14 protein-coding genes and 1 other annotated feature are annotated in these 17,303 nt (G+C 39.8%); of the genes, 13 read left to right on the top strand and 1 reads right to left on the bottom strand.

Features of this window, described 5'->3' with window-relative positions; all coding sequences use genetic code 11:
• Positions 1-79 precede the first annotated feature (79 nt).
• Complete coding sequence (locus tag ASG85_RS17905; RefSeq protein ID WP_060647318.1) at positions 80-736, top strand: DJ-1/PfpI family protein; 657 nt, start codon at positions 80-82, stop codon at positions 734-736.
• Positions 737-946: 210 nt separating this feature from the next.
• Here the strand turns inward: ASG85_RS17905 and ASG85_RS17910 are convergent, their stop codons facing one another.
• Positions 947-1,594 (bottom strand): hypothetical protein, encoded by a 648-nt coding sequence (locus ASG85_RS17910; protein WP_057302118.1) that lies wholly within the window; start codon positions 1,592-1,594, stop codon positions 947-949.
• Positions 1,595-2,102: 508 nt separating this feature from the next.
• On the opposite strand from ASG85_RS17910, the gene ASG85_RS17915 reads away from it, so the two are divergent.
• From ASG85_RS17915 to ASG85_RS17970, 12 genes are all read left to right on the top strand, one after another.
• The gene (locus ASG85_RS17915; protein WP_057302117.1) at positions 2,103-2,804 is read left to right on the top strand and encodes a response regulator transcription factor; all 702 of its coding nucleotides are present in this window, start codon (positions 2,103-2,105) and stop codon (positions 2,802-2,804) included.
• The gene (locus tag ASG85_RS17920; RefSeq protein WP_057302116.1) at positions 2,801-4,618 is read left to right on the top strand and encodes an ATP-binding protein; all 1,818 of its coding nucleotides are present in this window, start codon (positions 2,801-2,803) and stop codon (positions 4,616-4,618) included. The genes ASG85_RS17915 and ASG85_RS17920 overlap by 4 nt, the downstream gene beginning before the upstream one ends.
• Before the next feature lie 172 nt (positions 4,619-4,790).
• On the top strand, positions 4,791-5,282 hold the full coding sequence (locus tag ASG85_RS17925; protein WP_060647319.1) for an N-acetylmuramoyl-L-alanine amidase family protein: 492 nt from the start codon (positions 4,791-4,793) through the stop codon (positions 5,280-5,282).
• A gap of 118 nt (positions 5,283-5,400) precedes the next feature.
• Positions 5,401-6,072: a response regulator transcription factor gene (locus ASG85_RS17930; protein WP_060647320.1), complete on the top strand. Its 672-nt coding sequence runs from the start codon at positions 5,401-5,403 to the stop codon at positions 6,070-6,072.
• Positions 6,060-7,166, top strand: coding sequence for a sensor histidine kinase (locus ASG85_RS17935; protein WP_060647321.1), 1,107 nt, complete (start codon positions 6,060-6,062; stop codon positions 7,164-7,166). Before ASG85_RS17930 ends, ASG85_RS17935 begins: the two co-directional genes overlap by 13 nt.
• 51 nt (positions 7,167-7,217) lie before the next feature.
• Positions 7,218-8,663, top strand: a complete 1,446-nt coding sequence (locus tag ASG85_RS17940) for a serine hydrolase domain-containing protein (protein ID WP_060647322.1) — start codon at positions 7,218-7,220, stop codon at positions 8,661-8,663.
• 866 nt (positions 8,664-9,529) lie between these two features.
• Positions 9,530-9,787: a binding site (T-box leader), on the top strand.
• 80 nt (positions 9,788-9,867) lie between these two features.
• A complete protein-coding gene (locus ASG85_RS17945; RefSeq protein WP_060647323.1) occupies positions 9,868-10,668 on the top strand; it encodes a class I SAM-dependent methyltransferase in 801 nt (266 codons plus the stop codon).
• Between the two features lie 514 nt (positions 10,669-11,182).
• Positions 11,183-11,464, top strand: a complete 282-nt coding sequence (locus ASG85_RS17950) for a hypothetical protein (protein ID WP_235550161.1) — start codon at positions 11,183-11,185, stop codon at positions 11,462-11,464.
• Between the two features lie 666 nt (positions 11,465-12,130).
• Positions 12,131-12,748: a DUF421 domain-containing protein gene (locus ASG85_RS17955; protein WP_060647325.1), complete on the top strand. Its 618-nt coding sequence runs from the start codon at positions 12,131-12,133 to the stop codon at positions 12,746-12,748.
• Positions 12,749-13,274: 526 nt separating this feature from the next.
• Positions 13,275-13,454, top strand: a complete 180-nt coding sequence (locus tag ASG85_RS17960; RefSeq protein WP_060647326.1) for a hypothetical protein — start codon at positions 13,275-13,277, stop codon at positions 13,452-13,454.
• A gap of 1,612 nt (positions 13,455-15,066) precedes the next feature.
• Positions 15,067-15,822: a 3'-5' exonuclease gene (locus ASG85_RS17965; protein ID WP_060647327.1), complete on the top strand. Its 756-nt coding sequence runs from the start codon at positions 15,067-15,069 to the stop codon at positions 15,820-15,822.
• A 168-nt stretch (positions 15,823-15,990) separates the two neighbouring features.
• Positions 15,991-16,335, top strand: a complete 345-nt coding sequence (locus tag ASG85_RS17970; protein ID WP_057302105.1) for a hypothetical protein — start codon at positions 15,991-15,993, stop codon at positions 16,333-16,335.
• Positions 16,336-17,303: the final 968 nt, after the last annotated feature.

The raw sequence follows: 17,303 nt of genomic DNA on the forward strand, positions 1-17,303 counted from the left end.
TATCGACATACCCATACCCCCTATGAGTATGTTATAGTTTGCTTGTAAAAATAAATCCCACTCCAAAGGAGAGATCATCTTGAAAATCGCAATCATGCTTTTCGATGGAATCACAGCATTAGATGCAATTGGTCCATACGATGTATTTGCTGCTACACTGAAATGTGAAGTGAAGTTTGTCGCTAAGAAAAAAGGGTTAATTAAACTGGACTCAACTATGGGTTATTTGCATGCCGATTACAGTTTTTCTGAAGTTACTTCAGCTGATATTCTCGTTGTTCCAGGTTGCAGTCCGCCAAATTATAAAACTCAAATGAATGACGAAGAAACGTTAAATTGGATTCGCCAAGTACATGAAACTACGAAATGGACCACGTCGGTTTGTAACGGCTCTCTGATTTTGAGCGCCGCTGGCTTGTTAAATGGAACCGTAGCCACCAGTCATTGGGGATCCTTCGACCTGCTTCAATCTCTTGGAACAATTCCAACCGATGAAAGAGTAGTTCGTCAGGGTAAAATCGTTACAGCAGCCGGTGTCTCCTCTGGTATCGATATGGCACTTCAATTAATAGCATGGGAATTGGGAGAAGATATGAGTAAAGGAGTCCAGCTGATTTTGGAATACGATCCTCAGCCTCCGTTTGATACGGGTTCCCCAAAGAAAGCGCCTGCGTTATTGGTAGAACAAATAAGAGGGATGTTACAAGAGTTTGCAAAACGGGAGCCCAATTTATAAAACACAAATAATTCAGCATATTCTAAATAGCGTTATTCCTTCATATATGCTTAAACCAATACAAAAAGTTTACTTTAAGGTTAAGTTAAGAAGCTAACGGGAACGTTAGCTTCTTAACACCGGAAAGACGTATAGCAGCATGCAAATGGCGAATACAGAGCATGGCGGGAAACCACCGTTGCTCTGTATTTGTTATGCCATCCAATCCACTTAGAAACCACACTGTATGATACAAACCGTCTGCGCGGTGAAACAGATCGGAGCGCATAAGGCAGCGAAGATGCCGCATGCGGCCCGGCAATTGTTTCCAATCTGAACACATCTTGCTCTGCAATCGGGATCGGCAGCTGCGCCTCTCCGTCTACGCGGAATCAGCTTCTTTAGTTCACGCTCAAGCTTCGTGAATAGTCGCTTCAGGGCAAACTCGACCGATTTGTCGATGGAGATATTCAACGTTGTGCCGTCTTTGAATCGTACTTTTTTCGTACCCGTGCAAGAGCACCCGTTTTGACAGCCGCAATGAAATTTAATGGGAACGATGGCTTTTTTATTAATAAATCCTCTAGCGGTGAGCTTACCGTTCTTATCTTGGAGAAGGATGTTGGCGCTGGAGATGCCCTTCACTGGTTTACCGAAGGAAGCGATGAGTCTGCTGCTTGTGCGCGTCAGTGATTGGATTTTGATCGTTGCGAGGTTGCATGCATTCTGTGTAATGTTCAGGAAGAAGTCCGAGACGCCACGGCTGGCATTCGTGACCAATTCGATGTTAGCGCTTAAAATGCCTGCTTGCTTGGATCTCAAGCTTGCCGTTGCGAAAAGGGTGGTCGTTCCGTTGACTGTGCGTAACAGTCCGGGCATAGCTATCACTCCCTCAATACGAATAATGTGTGATCTCCCACAACATATTCGGAACCGATAGACTTGGAGTGTGTGATTAACTAGAGGGCTTCAGTAAATTAGGCCTTCTTGGCTGTATTCAGGATGTGGAATTTGGGCGACATAGTTATTTGTCCACTCCGAACACTCCTTAGCCGAATATCTTCATGGTGTATTCTCCTTCAAAGGGCTGAAGGAGCATAGATCATGCCGGGTTTATTTCGAACGATCAGTGGAACGACTGTTGGGACTGGTGGTTAATTTTATTTTTGTAGATATAAACTGCATTGGTTCGCCCCATGTCTCATAAAAGCGAAATGAAATAAACTTACTTCTTTTTTCATGAACGAAATATGTAGAATATCTTTACACAATCTTTATCTGACTATGTTACAAATATTAGATGCGCAATCTTTATAAAAATTTCCAGTAGGTAAATACTATTGTAAATATTCGATGAGAATGTTGACCACAGCGGGGGAGACGATACATGCAGAAAACGATATTAGTTGTAGAAGATGAAGACATTCTACGTGAAATTAGTAAAGATTATCTACTGAATGAAGGTTATCAGGTTCTAGAAGCAGCAGATGGGAAACAAGCATTAACTTTATTCCATGATCATGACGTTGATTTAATCATTCTGGATATCATGCTTCCGGAGTTAGACGGGTGGTCGGTTTGTAGACGAATTAGGAAATCATCCAACGTGCCAATCGTCATGCTCACAGCTAGAGTAGATGAGGATGATACGTTACTGGGATTTGAGCTAGGTGCAGATGATTATGTGACCAAGCCGTATAGTCCAGCTGTCTTACTGGCTAGAGCCAAGCGACTAATCGAGAGCAGGATGAGGGAAGAACGACAAACGACAACTTCTGATTCTTCCAATAGCGATACCATATCAGCAAAAGGACTTCAGATTCATATCCCCTCAAGGGCATTAACGGTTGATGGCGAACCTGTATACCTGACTTATACGGAATTCCAAATATTAGCTTACCTCATGCAAAATAACGGCATTGTCATTACCAGAGAGCAGCTCATTCTGAAAATTTGGGGATATGAGTATGAGGGGGATGATCGTACCGTGAATACGCATATTCGAAATTTAAGAAGTAAGCTCGGGGATAAATCGAAGCTGATCACAACCATTATTAGAACTGGTTATAAATTCGAGGCTAAAGTATGAAAATCAGTATTGTCATCAAACTATTTACGTTGACAACGATGTTATGCCTTTTCATACTAGCGACTATTTATATAGGACAAACGATATTTTTTAAACAATATTACGAGAACAGAAAGGTCAATGAAATTCAGACGAATATCCAAATATTTAAGAATGAGTATGTAAAAGATACAGGAAACTTACTGGCTATTCAGAAGCTAGAGCAAGATTTTTATCGGCAAAATAATACATGGATTACAACCTTAGATAGCCAAGGAAATTTGAGAAATGCAAATGATTTTTATGTAGAGGTAAAAATAGATTCGACTAAAGCGAACAATGCGTATGCTGGAAAAACGATCATGGTACCTCTTTATCAAATGATTAACATTAATGAAGTATTAAATAAAACAAACGGTCAAATGATTGCTATGTTGATTCCCAATGCTCGTGTCCTTATTTCGTTGTATAAACGAGATTCGCAATTAATTCCCTATCGGTTGCAAATGGAAAAGAGCAATGTATTTTGGGTAAATGAGAAAATGACCAAAAAGCTAGATGAGCTCACGCTAGATATTAAGAATTATAAGAAGGTAAATGTAGATTTTCCAGGGATTACACTTAATGGAGCGATTACCAAAGTCCAATTGCCTAACGGGAATGAATCTTCCAGCTATATTTATACAAATAGTTTATTTCTGGACCGAATAAAAGACTTTCAAGCGAACTTGTTGTTTAATGAGTCAAAGACTAATTTGGATAGCCCGCAAATTCTTGATTTCACTCAGAATGACGTCAAGTATAAGCTCTTTATTGACCCGATTAATGATCAGACTGGCATTACCGGCTATATTTTTTCCATGACCTCCTTACAGCCTGTCGATGAAGCTGTTCAAATGCTTAAAGATTATTATGTGTACATGATAGCTTTAGTTGTAATACTGATAATTCTTGCTGCCTTGTACTACTCGAGAAAGATTGCTAGACCCTTATTGAAAATGAATGAAACAACGAAACGAATTGCGAAGTTAGATTTTTCGGAAACGATACCGATTCGATCCAATGATGAAATTGGTGAATTATCGCGCAATATCAACTCACTTTCCCTAACGCTTCACTCCTATATTGGCAAGCTGCAGCAGGACATTGAGAAAGAGAAACAATTGGAACGGACAAGGAAAGAGTTTATCTCGGGGGTATCTCATGAGTTAAAGACGCCGCTTAGTGTGATGAAGAGCTGTATTTCTATTCTTCAAGATGGCGTTGCCGTACAGAAAACAGATCATTATTTCGAAGCTATGAATAAAGAAGTCGATAAGATGAATATCTTGATCGTGGACATGCTGGAGCTTGCTAAGTTCGAGTCCGGTACGTATAAAATGGAGATGGATGCGTTCTGCATCGATAAGCTTATCGAGGAGATCTGTGAGAAGCTATCGTTAGCATTCAACAGTAAACGGCTTCATGTTCATAGGGAGCTTGACTCCGTTGAAGTCATAGCCAATCAGCTCCGAATAGAGCAGGTTATCACCAATTTTTTAACTAATGCCATTCGTTATTCGCCAGAAGATGAACATATTTATGTGACTGTACATGAAGAGCTTAAGAACGTTAAGGTTTGTATCGAAAATAAAGGAGCACATATCCTCGAGGATCAATTGGCGAAAGTCTGGGATCGTTTCTACCGCGGTGATTCGGCTCGCCATCGTTCACAAGGTGGAACAGGTTTAGGGCTTGCCATTTCCAAGAATATCTTGGAGTTACATGGCGTAGAGTTTGGTGCTGCGAATACAGGAGACGGTGTTTTGTTCTACTTTTATTTAAACAAAGCTTGAAATAACCACTTTTCATGACGTGAGGTTTTACGTCTTGGAAGGTGGTTTTTGTCATGTCTTGATCTCATCTTTATCTCATTTCCGCTTTATTTTCATCTGCCTCTTGTAAGCTAACTCTATGAAATAAAAGTTTCAACCAGCTAGAGTTTGTATAATGAGAGGAACACCATCTATGAAAAAGAATGTAACTATTGCCCTTACTTCAATGAGTACACTTATATCCGGCCTTATTTTATATAACGTACAGGCTAGCAGCCTATTTAAGAATGGAACTGCTCAGACAGTTGTACATTCTGCTACTAGCAAATCTATGAATAAAGAAAGCCGTATTTTAGAAGGGAAAACGATCGTCATTGATGCAGGACATGGTGGAAAAGATGTAGGTGCAACAGGCCAATCAGGCGTCCATGAGAAAGATCTAGCGCTGCAGACAGCATTAAATATTAAGCAGGAATTAGCTCGAAAAACGGGTGCGAAGATTGTTTTGACTCGTGAGCAGGATGAGTTTTTGACGCTTGCGGAGCGAGTGGAGATCGCCGAGAAGAATGCTGCCGATCTATTTATAAGTATCCATTTTGATGCATTTACAAGTCATGACGTAGCTGGTATTACGACTTATTACAATAAATCAGCAGATATAAGCAATAAACTTGTTTCCCTTTGATGATATCCGTCAATGAGAGACATCATGAATGAGCTTGTCAGCAAGGCAGAAACAGGTGAAAAATTCGAACTTGGTAGTATAATAATGGGAGTAAATATTTGGGAAGCAGGATATGTAAATGAAAAAGATATTGATAATTGATGATGAAGCAGGTCTTCGAAAACTGCTGGCGGATTATTTTGAAGTTAACGGGTATCTTGTATTGACGGCAAAGGACGGCAATGAGGCATTGCGGCAAGTAGAAAAACAACCTGATATTATTTTGCTGGATATCAATATGCCTGAGATTAACGGTCTTGACGTATGCAGGAAGATCCGAAGTTTTGTGTCCTGCCCCATTTTATTTCTTACCGCACGTGTAGAAGATGCAGATAAAATATCCGGTTTTCAGGCTGGAGGAGATGATTACATTCAAAAGCCGTTCAGCATTCATGAACTGGGCGCCAGAGTGGATGCCCATTTACGAAGAGAAATGCGAAATCAAAAGAAAGCTTCGGTAAAATTTAGCGACGATCTGGTCATAGATTATTCAGAGCGAGCGCTTTACTGTAACGACATACAAATTTCTTTTGCTAAAAAGGAGTTTGATATCATAGAGCTTCTGTCCACACATCCTGGAATGGTTTTTGATAAAGAACGCATTTATGAACGGGTATGGGGAACGGAGGAAGAAGGTGACAGCTCCGTGATCGCTGAGCATATCAGGCGCATTCGATCTAAAATGAAAGAGCATGGCTGCGAAAAAAAGGTAGAAACCGTCTGGGGTGTAGGATATAAATGGCGAAAATAATAAGCTATCTTCGACTGAAGAATATGACCATGCTGCAATCCTTCGTCGCATTAAATTGCGTGTATTTAGTTGCCGTTTTAACAGCCATTGTGTTCGAATTCGATTGGGCCGATCGGATTCGGCGACGCTTTGCCGATCATCCTTTCGGAAACGATTGGGTTATAACTGCTCAGATTATCGCGATGCTGTTGACGATAGGAATCGGATTAGTCTTGATAGCCGGCCTTTTTTATAAACTGAAATTGAAAAAACCTTTGGAAATCTTGATGAGCGCATCGAAGAAAATATCGTCGAACGATTTGGGGTTTCATGTTTCCTATGATAGCAAGGACGAAATGAGCGAGCTTTGCCGTGCATTTGAAAAGATGCGGAGTCAACTGGAAAGCAATTTCAAAGCCCTTTGGCGTTCGGTCGAGGAACGTAATCAGCTCAATGCCATTTTTGCCCATGACTTGAGAACGCCGCTTTCTATCATGAAAGGATATTCCGAGTTTATAACCACCTATCTGCCGCAAAAAAGAATTTCCGAGGAAAAACTTCTGGACACGATCAAAACAATGGAAACCCATATTTTGCGTATGGAGCGTTATGTAGAGTCTATGAACTCGATTCAAAAGCTGGATGATATGCCGATAAACAAACAGGAGATTGAATTCGACACATTAATCGCCTTACTAGATAACAGCGCGAGCCGGATCGCAGACCAAAGCGGCAAAACATCCGACTCGTGCAGATCTGCAGATTCCACATTGTTGTTTGTCGACATGGATCTCGTCATGCAGGTTTTTGAAAATATGGTGGCAAACGGAGCGCGCTATGCTTCCAATCAAGTGAACGTCGATTACCTTGTTTACAACGGCATTTTTTCCATAACGGTCACCGATGATGGATCCGGATTTTCCAATGATGACTTGCGGAAGTCTGTTCTCCCTTTTTATCGCGGAGTGGAGCCGGAAGCGAATGAGCATCAGGGGTTAGGGCTTTACATTTGCAAAGTACTCTGCGAAAAGCATCAAGGTGGCTTACAGGTCGCAAACAGCTCCAGTGGTGGTGGAAAAGTAACGGCCAACTTTTTATGCCATGTTGATAAATAGTTGATATTTATGGGTTAGCATTTCCTTATCTCAAGTTAAGGAGTGTTAAATATGACTGTCACGCGTAAGATAATACCTGTTTGCTTAATCTGTTTGCTTCTTGCGATGTTTATTTCCGCATTGTCTTCTGCCGCTGTTGAATCCCGAGGTACAACAGAGATCGTGGCCGAAATTGATGACTATGTTAAGAAAAACATGGAAGTCAACCATATTTCCGGTGCATCTCTTGCAATCGCATATGGGAAAGATTTGCTTTATACGCAAGGCTATGGCGCATATTCCGATGGAAGAAAAATTACCGCCACGACGTCCTTCCCAATTGCCTCTTTGAGCAAATCCATGACGGCGCTGGCCGTATTGCAGCTCGCGGATAAGGGGCTGATCGGCCTTGACGCTCCGTATGACTCATACTTTTCCGACATCTCGCCCGCGGACGATCGTGTCAACCGTATCACGATCCGGCACTTGCTAAATCAGACAAGCGGCCTTAACGATAATGTGAATCCCGACATGACAAAATCCGCTCAATTTCAATCATTACAAGAGATAAAAAAATCTTTGGACCTAGTAACCCTTGCCAATGTTCCAGGTGAAACATACAGCTACCACAACCCGAACTACCAATTTCTGGCATTACTTGTTGAACAGATAAGCGGGCAGCGGTTTTCCGAATATCTCAATGATCATATCTTTGCGCCATTGAGGATGAATGATACTTTTAGCGTCAGTACCACGAAACAAATCAATGAGAATCATACAATTCCGCAGGGACACTATCTGTTGTTGGGCAAGCCGATAAGTACAGCTGAACCGTTATGGTTTATAGATGGCCCGGCCGGCGTGATTTCCACTGCAGAGGATATGGCAAAATGGATGCGTGCGCAATATGATCCTCGGCTTCTCTCCCCTAGTCTCATGGAACAGTACCATGCTGCCGGGCAACACGCCACATATGGTATGGGGTGGCTTGCTTCCAATGATAACGATTGGGGCCGGACGATCTCCCACTCAGGAATTTTCTGGACTTACAAGGCAGAAGAAACCGTATATTTGGAGAAGCGACTTGGTATCACCATGATGTTCGACACAGGCATGAACGCTTTCGTTGATTATTCCGCGTTTGTAAGAGGAATTACCCAAATCGTGGATGGAGGAAAGGCCGAAATTTCCCTCATCAACAGCAGAAACATGGAAATCACGATGATTCTGCTGATGGCGGGAACGCTCTTCTGGGGTGGGTATTCGTTCTACCGGCTGAAAAAAAACAAGAATCGGCTCACGGCAAATCGCCGAAAACTGATCTTCGCATCGGTAAGGACTTTATTCCCCGTGCTTGTTCTGTTGTTTCTATCGCCCATTTTGTCCTTCATCGGAGGTGGGAGGGTTGTACCTTGGAACGGAATATGGATGACGATGCCATCTCTTATTTTATGGTTAGTAATACTGTCTCTGGTAAATATAGTAAGTTTAATCTGCCGGTGCTGTAGACAGGCATAAACAAAGCAGTTGGGATTATTGGGGCGATCAAAGGAGTTCACAGTAAATCGCAAATAGAATTACAGAATGGATAAATCCAAAAAAAATGCCAATATTGGACAGTGAGAGAAATAGTTTCAGGTGCATATAAAGCAATACCATCTCTTACTAACTCCATTGTCAGGAGTCTCTTTTTTGCTATATTTCAAAAAAAGAACCCGGTCAAGAAACCGGGTTTGTTGATGGTTTGATCGTATTTGACCGGGTACGTAAAAGCTTTACTTCGATTTCTTTTGTTCTCCAGGTTTACCTGATGACGTGGCATGCTTTGGGTTGTTAGTTTCTTTAGTTTTGCTCATGTTTATTGTTCACCTCCTGTCTTAATCCATAAAAGTATTTCTCCAAACCGCAATCCTTATTAGAAAAATGGTTGTGTTTCATATACGGGTTTTTAATCCCCCATGCTGATTGAAAAAAAGCTTATAACTTATTACTTTTATTTAAATATCTCTCTGTAGCTTTTGATAAAGAAGCAGATATTGTTTGAGTGGAGTAATTTTTTCATATAACATCCACTTTCCCAGCAAACGGGCAGTCTTGCGAAATCAAAAAAGGATATTTTCAAAGTGTGAAATATCTTATTCATCATGAATTTTCTGCTCGTCAGGAGATAGCAGAGGAAAAACTGTTCGGTGAAAATAAAGTGTCAGACTGGAAATAGAGTTGTAGACTGAGAAAATAAACTATTAGACTCAAACGGCAGCGCTCAATGGGTAGGATAGTGCAGGATATAACAGTTACAGTCAGTAGTAATAGATTTACTTTTTTGATTTTTCAGAAAATATGTTTACAGGAGTGTGAATACTTGTTATCATAATTCCAATATTTGAAAAGCGATGAAGAGGGAAGTACATAATTGAATTCTTTCACAGAGAGCTCCGATAGCTGAAATGGAGCAAGAGTTCTTTATCGAAGAAAGCCTCTGAGCAGCACATCGGAACCAATTAGGGGATGGTGTGACAGGAGCTCCTGTTACAGAGCTAGAGTATAAGCATTCTTATAATGCCGTACTTGAAGAGGCTTATAGGGTAATCTATTTGCGAACCTGGGTGGTACCACGAGAAATACACAATCTCGTCCCTGAGACAATTGTCTTGGGGGCGGGATTTTTTTTATTAAGAATGTCAACGATCAATAATTACTTTATTTTTAGGAGGGTGTGTATATGGACAGTTTGGAAAATGTAAGAAAATTTTATGATGAATCCGTAAACTATGAGTGGCGGAGACTTGATCGGCATAAAGTAGAATTTGAGCTTACCAAACGCTACATAAACCGTTACATCAAGCCGAATGACCGTGTGTTAGACTTAGGTGGTGGACCTGGAAAGTATTCATTATACCTATCGCAGCGCGGCTGTCATGTTACATTAGTGGATCTTTCCCAGAATAACGTGGATTTTGCACTGAATAAGGCAAATGAGCGTAACCTTCCGCTGAGCGGTCTGCGGGTTGATTGTCGTGATTTATCGGAGATCCAAGATGGTCAGTTTGATCATGTCCTTTGCATGGGACCGATGTATCATCTGCAAGAGGAACACGATAGGGTTATTACAATTAATGAATGCTTAAAAAAATTAAAACCTAACGGAATAATTTTCGTAGCTTTTGTTTCTTCTTATTCTTTCGTGTGGGATTATCTGATCGGTAATCCAGGTATGATCTTAAATGAGGAGAGGAGATTACAGCTAAATACCATAGTAAACGATGAGAATTTTTCAGGTCATGGGTTTTCAGATAATTACTTTATCCGTCCTAGCGATGTGCTTCCCTTTTTCCAGCAGTTTGAATTGTATAAACTCCATTTACTTAATTGTGAAAGCTTTTTATATTTGCGCGAAACAGAACTTCTTAGTCAATCATCTGAAGTGGTAGAAGCCTGGCTGGACTTAGCAGAGCAAGTATGTGAGCGTGAGAACTTACTGAGTTTAGCTGAACATCTGATGTACATTGGAAAGAAACACTGATGGAAACAGATTCACCCATTTAACTAACGGATAAGTATGACAAGTTCTGCTATAAGCGACTATGACTGAACCATATCCTGAAACCATCCCGCCAATACTTCTGTGCGCGTCATGTTTAGCAGAACATGTGGTATGAAGTAACGAAGGCTTAGCCATCTTTTAGAAAGGGATGCCAACGGATATGTCACTCGGCTGAAAAACTGGATATGGTGAGAATGCTCGCATTAGAAGCGAACTGACGAACTTCAGAATGTACAGGTCTAAAGTTAGAGCATATAGAAACGTATGTACCATCAGAAGATAGAGTGAGCGGCGTAAAGTGAATGAAAAGAACGATCATTTTCCAAGCGTGAATTGCACCGATCAGGTAGGAACATGGGGACATCAATGGATGCCACAGTGCAAGCTGCTAGGATGACAAAAAGTAAATATCCTTGAGTAACGAGGAACAGTGAACAAATGCTTTTAAAAGGTTCCCCTTTCGGTAATCATATACCAAAAGGGGTGTTTTATATTGTGGATTATAAAAACAGAACATAAAAGAGATGAAGATGGCGGAACTGTAGCTCTAGAACTAGAAACCGATGATAAGCGTCTTGATGTTAATGTTAGATGGGATGGTTGTACAGAAATTCACGTATATTCAGTTACTGAAGAAAATCGTGAACTTAAAGATACTTTTCATACGTGTGATTTAAAAGGATTTATTGATACGTTGCAGAACCTTGATAACGTTTGTCAGGATTACTTTGGTGAGGGAAGTTATTGGGAAAGGAAAAAAGATGAAGAGGAGTAGAGCACGTGTTTCCGCTAATGACCCGCATAGTGCGGGTTTTTGTTTTTTTGTTCGGATAAGTAGGGCGTTCAATTAAAGAGCAGCTTAATGTAATTAATCTCCTAAAAGTCAAATGAAATGTGTCCATTACAATCATCCCGCAGGTGGTGTTGAGCCAGGTGAAACCTTTGTTGAAGCTGTGAAAAGGGTGTCGAGTGGAAGGCGGACCTGCTGCTTTTGTTTACGAATATCAACCAACTAAAAGCAATTATATTTATGGCGACACCCATTCTGTGGGTATTACATTTGAATGTAAAATAATATCAGGTTCATATCCCAAACTTCCACAAAATCCGGATACTAAACAAGCAGATGTTAAACGGATACCGATTTTTAGATGCATTCGATTCAAACCCAGAAATTAACTAAGACTTTGTTGATTTCTACAGCGGTAATAAGTATCGCAATTATGTTGAAGAACAAGAGATAAAACACAAAAAGCTGTTTCGGAAAACTTTAGCTTAATAAGCAACTTAGACACGGCAGCCGGCATGGATCGGCAGCCGTGTTATTCTAACGGGCAGTATTCCTATTATGGATCTTTTTTTAATAAGTTTTCTAATACTGGTAATAAATCCATTTCTTTAGGAACATTCTAAGAACAAATGAAGTATTGGGGGCTACAGTTTGGAAGGACTTACATGGCATATCATTTGGAAATGTTCATTTATTGTCGGCTTCGGCGTAATTTTGTTACGGTGGTCTGGCAGGAAATCGATTGCTCAAATGACTGTTGCTACTACAGTAGTTATGATCTCCATTGGAGAACTTATGGCGCAAGGTATCATTGAGAATTCTGTGTTGCGATCGATTGTAGCCGTTGCATTATTTGTCGCAATCCTATTTCTTATGGAAGTTTTAGTGCTCAAAAACAAATGGATGGAACGATGGATAACCGGAAAACCTGCAATCATCATCAGAGATGGCAAGGTCGACGAAAAGCAGTTGAAACGAATGCGCATGACCTATGGGCAGTTAGAAATGAGATTGCGACAACATAGTATAACTCGAATATCCGATGTAAAGACAGCATCGATCGAGGTCAATGGGGAACTTGGCTACGAACTGAAGCCGCAAGCTCAATTCCTTACCATGAAAATGTTTGAGCAGTGTATGCAGAAATGGGGCTTGATCCCGGTGAATGACCACACTTACGTTGAAAATATTGTGATTGAAACCCCAAACATATTCACTGAAAGCCTCAAGCTTAGCGAAAAAGACGGTCTAACTGACAACAGACCATAAATTTTCATTTATATACCACTTGAACGCAAAGTGTGCCCCAGAATGATTCGATAAATGGAAAGTGGAGACAAGTGGCAGGATGTGACTGGTGTTCGTAGTTGAGTTATGAGGTCAGCCTTCGCGCATAGTTCTCCAAGATGAGACGAACACTATTGGGGTGATTTGCCATATGTGCCGTAATTATTTTGAAAGGAGCTTCTAATATTGAACAATTTTCGCCTACTTTAATATGCCTGACCAGGCAAAAGAGGCGACGGATTCGAGCATGCGTTTGAGTACATCGATGGCTATGCGGGCACCGGCATTCAAGAGCTGGACAAGCTGGGAGCCACCATTTCTGGCGACTTCCCTAGACTTGGCTACTTAACGCTCGGCGGTAACTTCGACGATCCCGATGCCGGCATACTCGCGGCATCCAGCGTCAATGCAAGCAGATACAGCTCGGAAGGGCCCGAGAATTGGGTAAGCGGCCGAGATATGGCCAAGGCAAAATGATTCGAGAATAAGATGAGGAGGCGCTAAGTTAATGTCCAATAAAAAAAGCTACTATGCATTTGAGGATCCGCTTGGCACCACAGTTGAATTTCAAGCCACTAGCTTACAACAAGCAATGGTGATTATAAAGAAGAAGTCTCAAGAACTTGGGATTCCCAAAGAGGCTTTTGAACTCACAAGCATACGCAAGAAACCAAGCCAGGGCGCATAGCCTTTTTCGAGTGGCCCCTCATAACTTAGATTTAGCATGCATAAAGCTATGACGATTTCATCGCAAATTTCAATCTGCATTTTACAATTCACTAGGGGCATGGAGCCAAAAAATCAAAAGCCGTTTACCGCACGTAGAAGCGGTGTCGGGTGAAAAGATCATATATGGGAAGAAGCCGCTTATTTGCGGCTTTTTCTTTTTAACGATATAAGTTTCTTGTCAAAAGCCTGTAACAAGAACTTATATCGTTAACCGAATTAGGGAGAAGAAGCGGGATTATTAGCGCAGAGGTTTGCTCAAACAGTTGGGGCATCAGATGGAGCAGAAATGTTGGATATTGAAAAAGGTGAGATAATCCTCAAAATAAAAAAACCAATGAAACACGATTCTTTTTATCCGCGATAATCATAATTATCATAAATCAAAAGACTGGAAAGTTAATTTTTAACAATCCAGTCTTTTGATTTAGAATGAGTCTATTGTTACATCAAGCATACCAAAGCACTTTCAAAAGATGCATTGTATCCAAAATACGAATTTAGAGTTTTAGGAGTAGTAGAAAAGAAGAGTTGCTTCTTCAAATTGATTGATTAATTATTGTTCATTTCTTGCTGCTTGTCTTTTGGAATTTTTTGAGTCAATAACTTTTCATAAATTTCTGAATTAGATTGGATGTTTTGTTTCTTATTTTTTGGTTTAAGCATACTTTATCACCTCCAGTATCTTCTGAAGTAATTTTCCCTAGTTTCTATCTAAAATGTATTATGTAATGTATTACGAAAGTGCCTGAATTTATCACCTCGATAAGGACCAACTCTTAAGAACAATGCATATAAAAGAATAATCTGTAACGAATGTTGAGTAGGCGAATACACTATTACAGTTGTATTCACCTTTAAATTTATAGGAGGATTTTTAAAAAAATGAGCAATTATACGCATCTGGCTTAAGATGAAACGATAGTTAAGCATGAACTCAAGGCGTTCCAAACAAATGGTTTAATCAATTAAAACGTATGCTTAATAGTGTTAATAATCCAGCTTTAAAACTCATTAAGTTCAAACCTACCCCTCCATCAATTATTAGCAAATGATGTATAGAATGCTCAACGTGCTTTATCAATGTAATCTTTATAATTCGTAATGTAACATATAGGCATTTATAATTACTTAACACTTTGGCATTAATCAAATCTTATTATGAAGTGGAGTTTATAAAATAAATCCAAGTGTGAATTATAACGATTTATGGTAATCAATCGTATTCCATAAAATGAAAAGAATGCGCATGTGTTATAGTAGAAAAACTCCGAGGTAGCATGCGCTTTCTATTTCGTTAGTGCGAATATAACGAAGTTAGGCAATCTCTCCATGGGGCTTAATCCAATAAATACATAAAGGTTATGGTGTACGGATTTCAGGGTTATATCGGCTCAATTAACGAGGGACTAGCTTATAAACAATAGCTTTCTGAGGTGCTAGTGTGTTGATGTCGATACCTTATTGGGAAGAATTGAAGGATTGAGTGGATGAAGAGAATGTGGTACATTCGTATCCATTATAATCTCATTTATATGTACAAGGTATATGAGAAGTAATGAGGTGAATAGAGCATGAATTACATCGTTATCGATCTCGAATTCAACGGTAGGCAGCATTATGACATTTATCCTATGGAGATTATTGAAATTGGGGCTGTAAAATTAAATGAGCAGATGGAAATTATCGAGACATTCCAAAGCTTTATTCGTCCTAAATTTCCTTTAAATAGATTTGCATTGCAGTTTTGCGGTATCACAAAAGAAACGTTATTAAAAAGCATACCTTTTGAAGCGGTTATTAAAAAATTCAAAAAATTTTGCGACACAGATTATAAGCTGATCTCATGGGGCGCCAGCGATTTCTTCACTTTAATGGTTGATTGCAAAGTAAATCATGTTCATACAGAATGGATTACTACTCAATTGTTGGACTTGACGCGGCATTTTGATGGAGGCTTGCAGCAAGCTTTAGAGGATCATGGCCTTCAGTTCATCGGACAAAGTCATTCTGCACTGGATGATGCATTAAATGCTGCGCTTTTATTGAAGCTCAAACCAGGAATCGTAAGTGATATCAACTATTTCACCCCAGATCCTGTGAAAATATGTACGGGCGGCATCAAGAAATGGATCCTTATGTCGCTTGACAATGCTATTGTAAATGACCAGATGTTAAGTTGGGACGATTTTTTAAAGGATCGGAATTCTCAGAAGTATATCGCCATCATGAACTTAGCTGATCACGAAATTAGAATGGTTCAAAATCTCTTTATGAAGTTTGCGCAAATGAAGTATGGTCGTAAAACAAAGAAAATTTTATATGCGTAAATGATGTAGACCCCTATGAATGGGGTCTTTTTGTATTTATCGTCGAACAATAAAGGTAACAATTATTACTACCCAAAGTATAGAATAGCCGATCCACATTAATGTAAAGAATACTTATGCTTACGTAGAACATTTGAATCGAATCAAATAAAGTAAGGGATGGACAATATGATGGATGAATTAACTATACAAGAGGTTTGTAGCTGGTTTGAAGCCAATAAAGACAAGAGCATCATGATTAAAAAAGAAGATCAGGAAGATATAGATCAGATAGAAATTAACGTCAATGACGTTGGACTTATGAGCTTTTCAGACACCTTAGACGCCTATTTATCGCCCAAAGTGATCGTACTACGCGGAAGTGGGAGCATCGAGACACATGATGGTGAAAAGCAAAAGCTTCCTGAAGATAGTTACGAAATTTCTTTCGATGGAAACTTCCATGGTATTCAAAATGAAAAGGGAATGGAGATTCAAACGGATCGCGTCACTTACATGATCACCACTCAATAACCGCAATCATAAAGCATCTGAAGGAGGGTGACTTATGATATATACTTGTCAACATTGCGAAAAAGACACGGACTCTAAAGCCGCGCATAGTATCACGGTTTACCAGGAGGATGGGGTCGAAGACAGTTATGAAATACTTTGCAGTCTATGTTATTCCGAGTGGCTTCAATCATTGAAAGGATAAATGAAGTAAAAAGGGCGGTTCTCAGCCTTTTTTACTTTTCCTCTAACTTATTTTGTATAGTAAAAATCATGTCCATATTAACATTGTTCAATGTTATTCGGAGAGGGGTGTTCATCAAAGATAAGTTTAGATGCTTATCAGTTTGCGGATTTGAATAATCGAATGGATTTGCTTCAAGAGCTCCGCAGCTTGGAAACACGGATGAAGCATTAATCGATTACTCACACGAAGATGACAACTATGAGAAGTGATGAAGACATGTATGAACCAATCATAGGATGATAGCGTGGACAAATTAATGATCAAGTGGTTCTGATAGGTCTAATACATTGAAAGCCTGTGCTCAAATGAACCCGCGCAACGAAGCTGAAGTATAATACAACCAATGCAATCTAATTATGATACATACGTTACATTCGAAAAACGAGTATTAGAGACGTCTGTTTAGTAGCAGGTGTTTTGGTTATAAGGATCTATTGAAGGGAGATAGTATATAAGTTAGTAAGAATCAATCTTATAAAACTTTTTTGCAATTGGGAAAATAAAACATTGCCTTGTAGTAACGGTCCATGGTATATTGTTTTTCCGGCCGCAAGACGGGCAGGAAAGTAACTTAAGAAAAACAAGTTGCGAAATAAAAATTAGTGTGTTATATTGATCATCCGGCTTCGAGAGAATGCGGAAATACGAAAGAAATTGATCTTTGAAAACTGAACAACGAGTGAGTAAGCACGAACGAGAAATCGTTCAAAAAAGAGATTGCAAAATCTCGCTAGCAACGCAA

Origin of the sequence: Paenibacillus sp. Soil724D2, from assembly GCF_001427935.1 — a bacterium.
In the GTDB taxonomy this organism is placed as follows: Bacteria; Bacillota; Bacilli; order Paenibacillales; family NBRC-103111; genus Paenibacillus_E.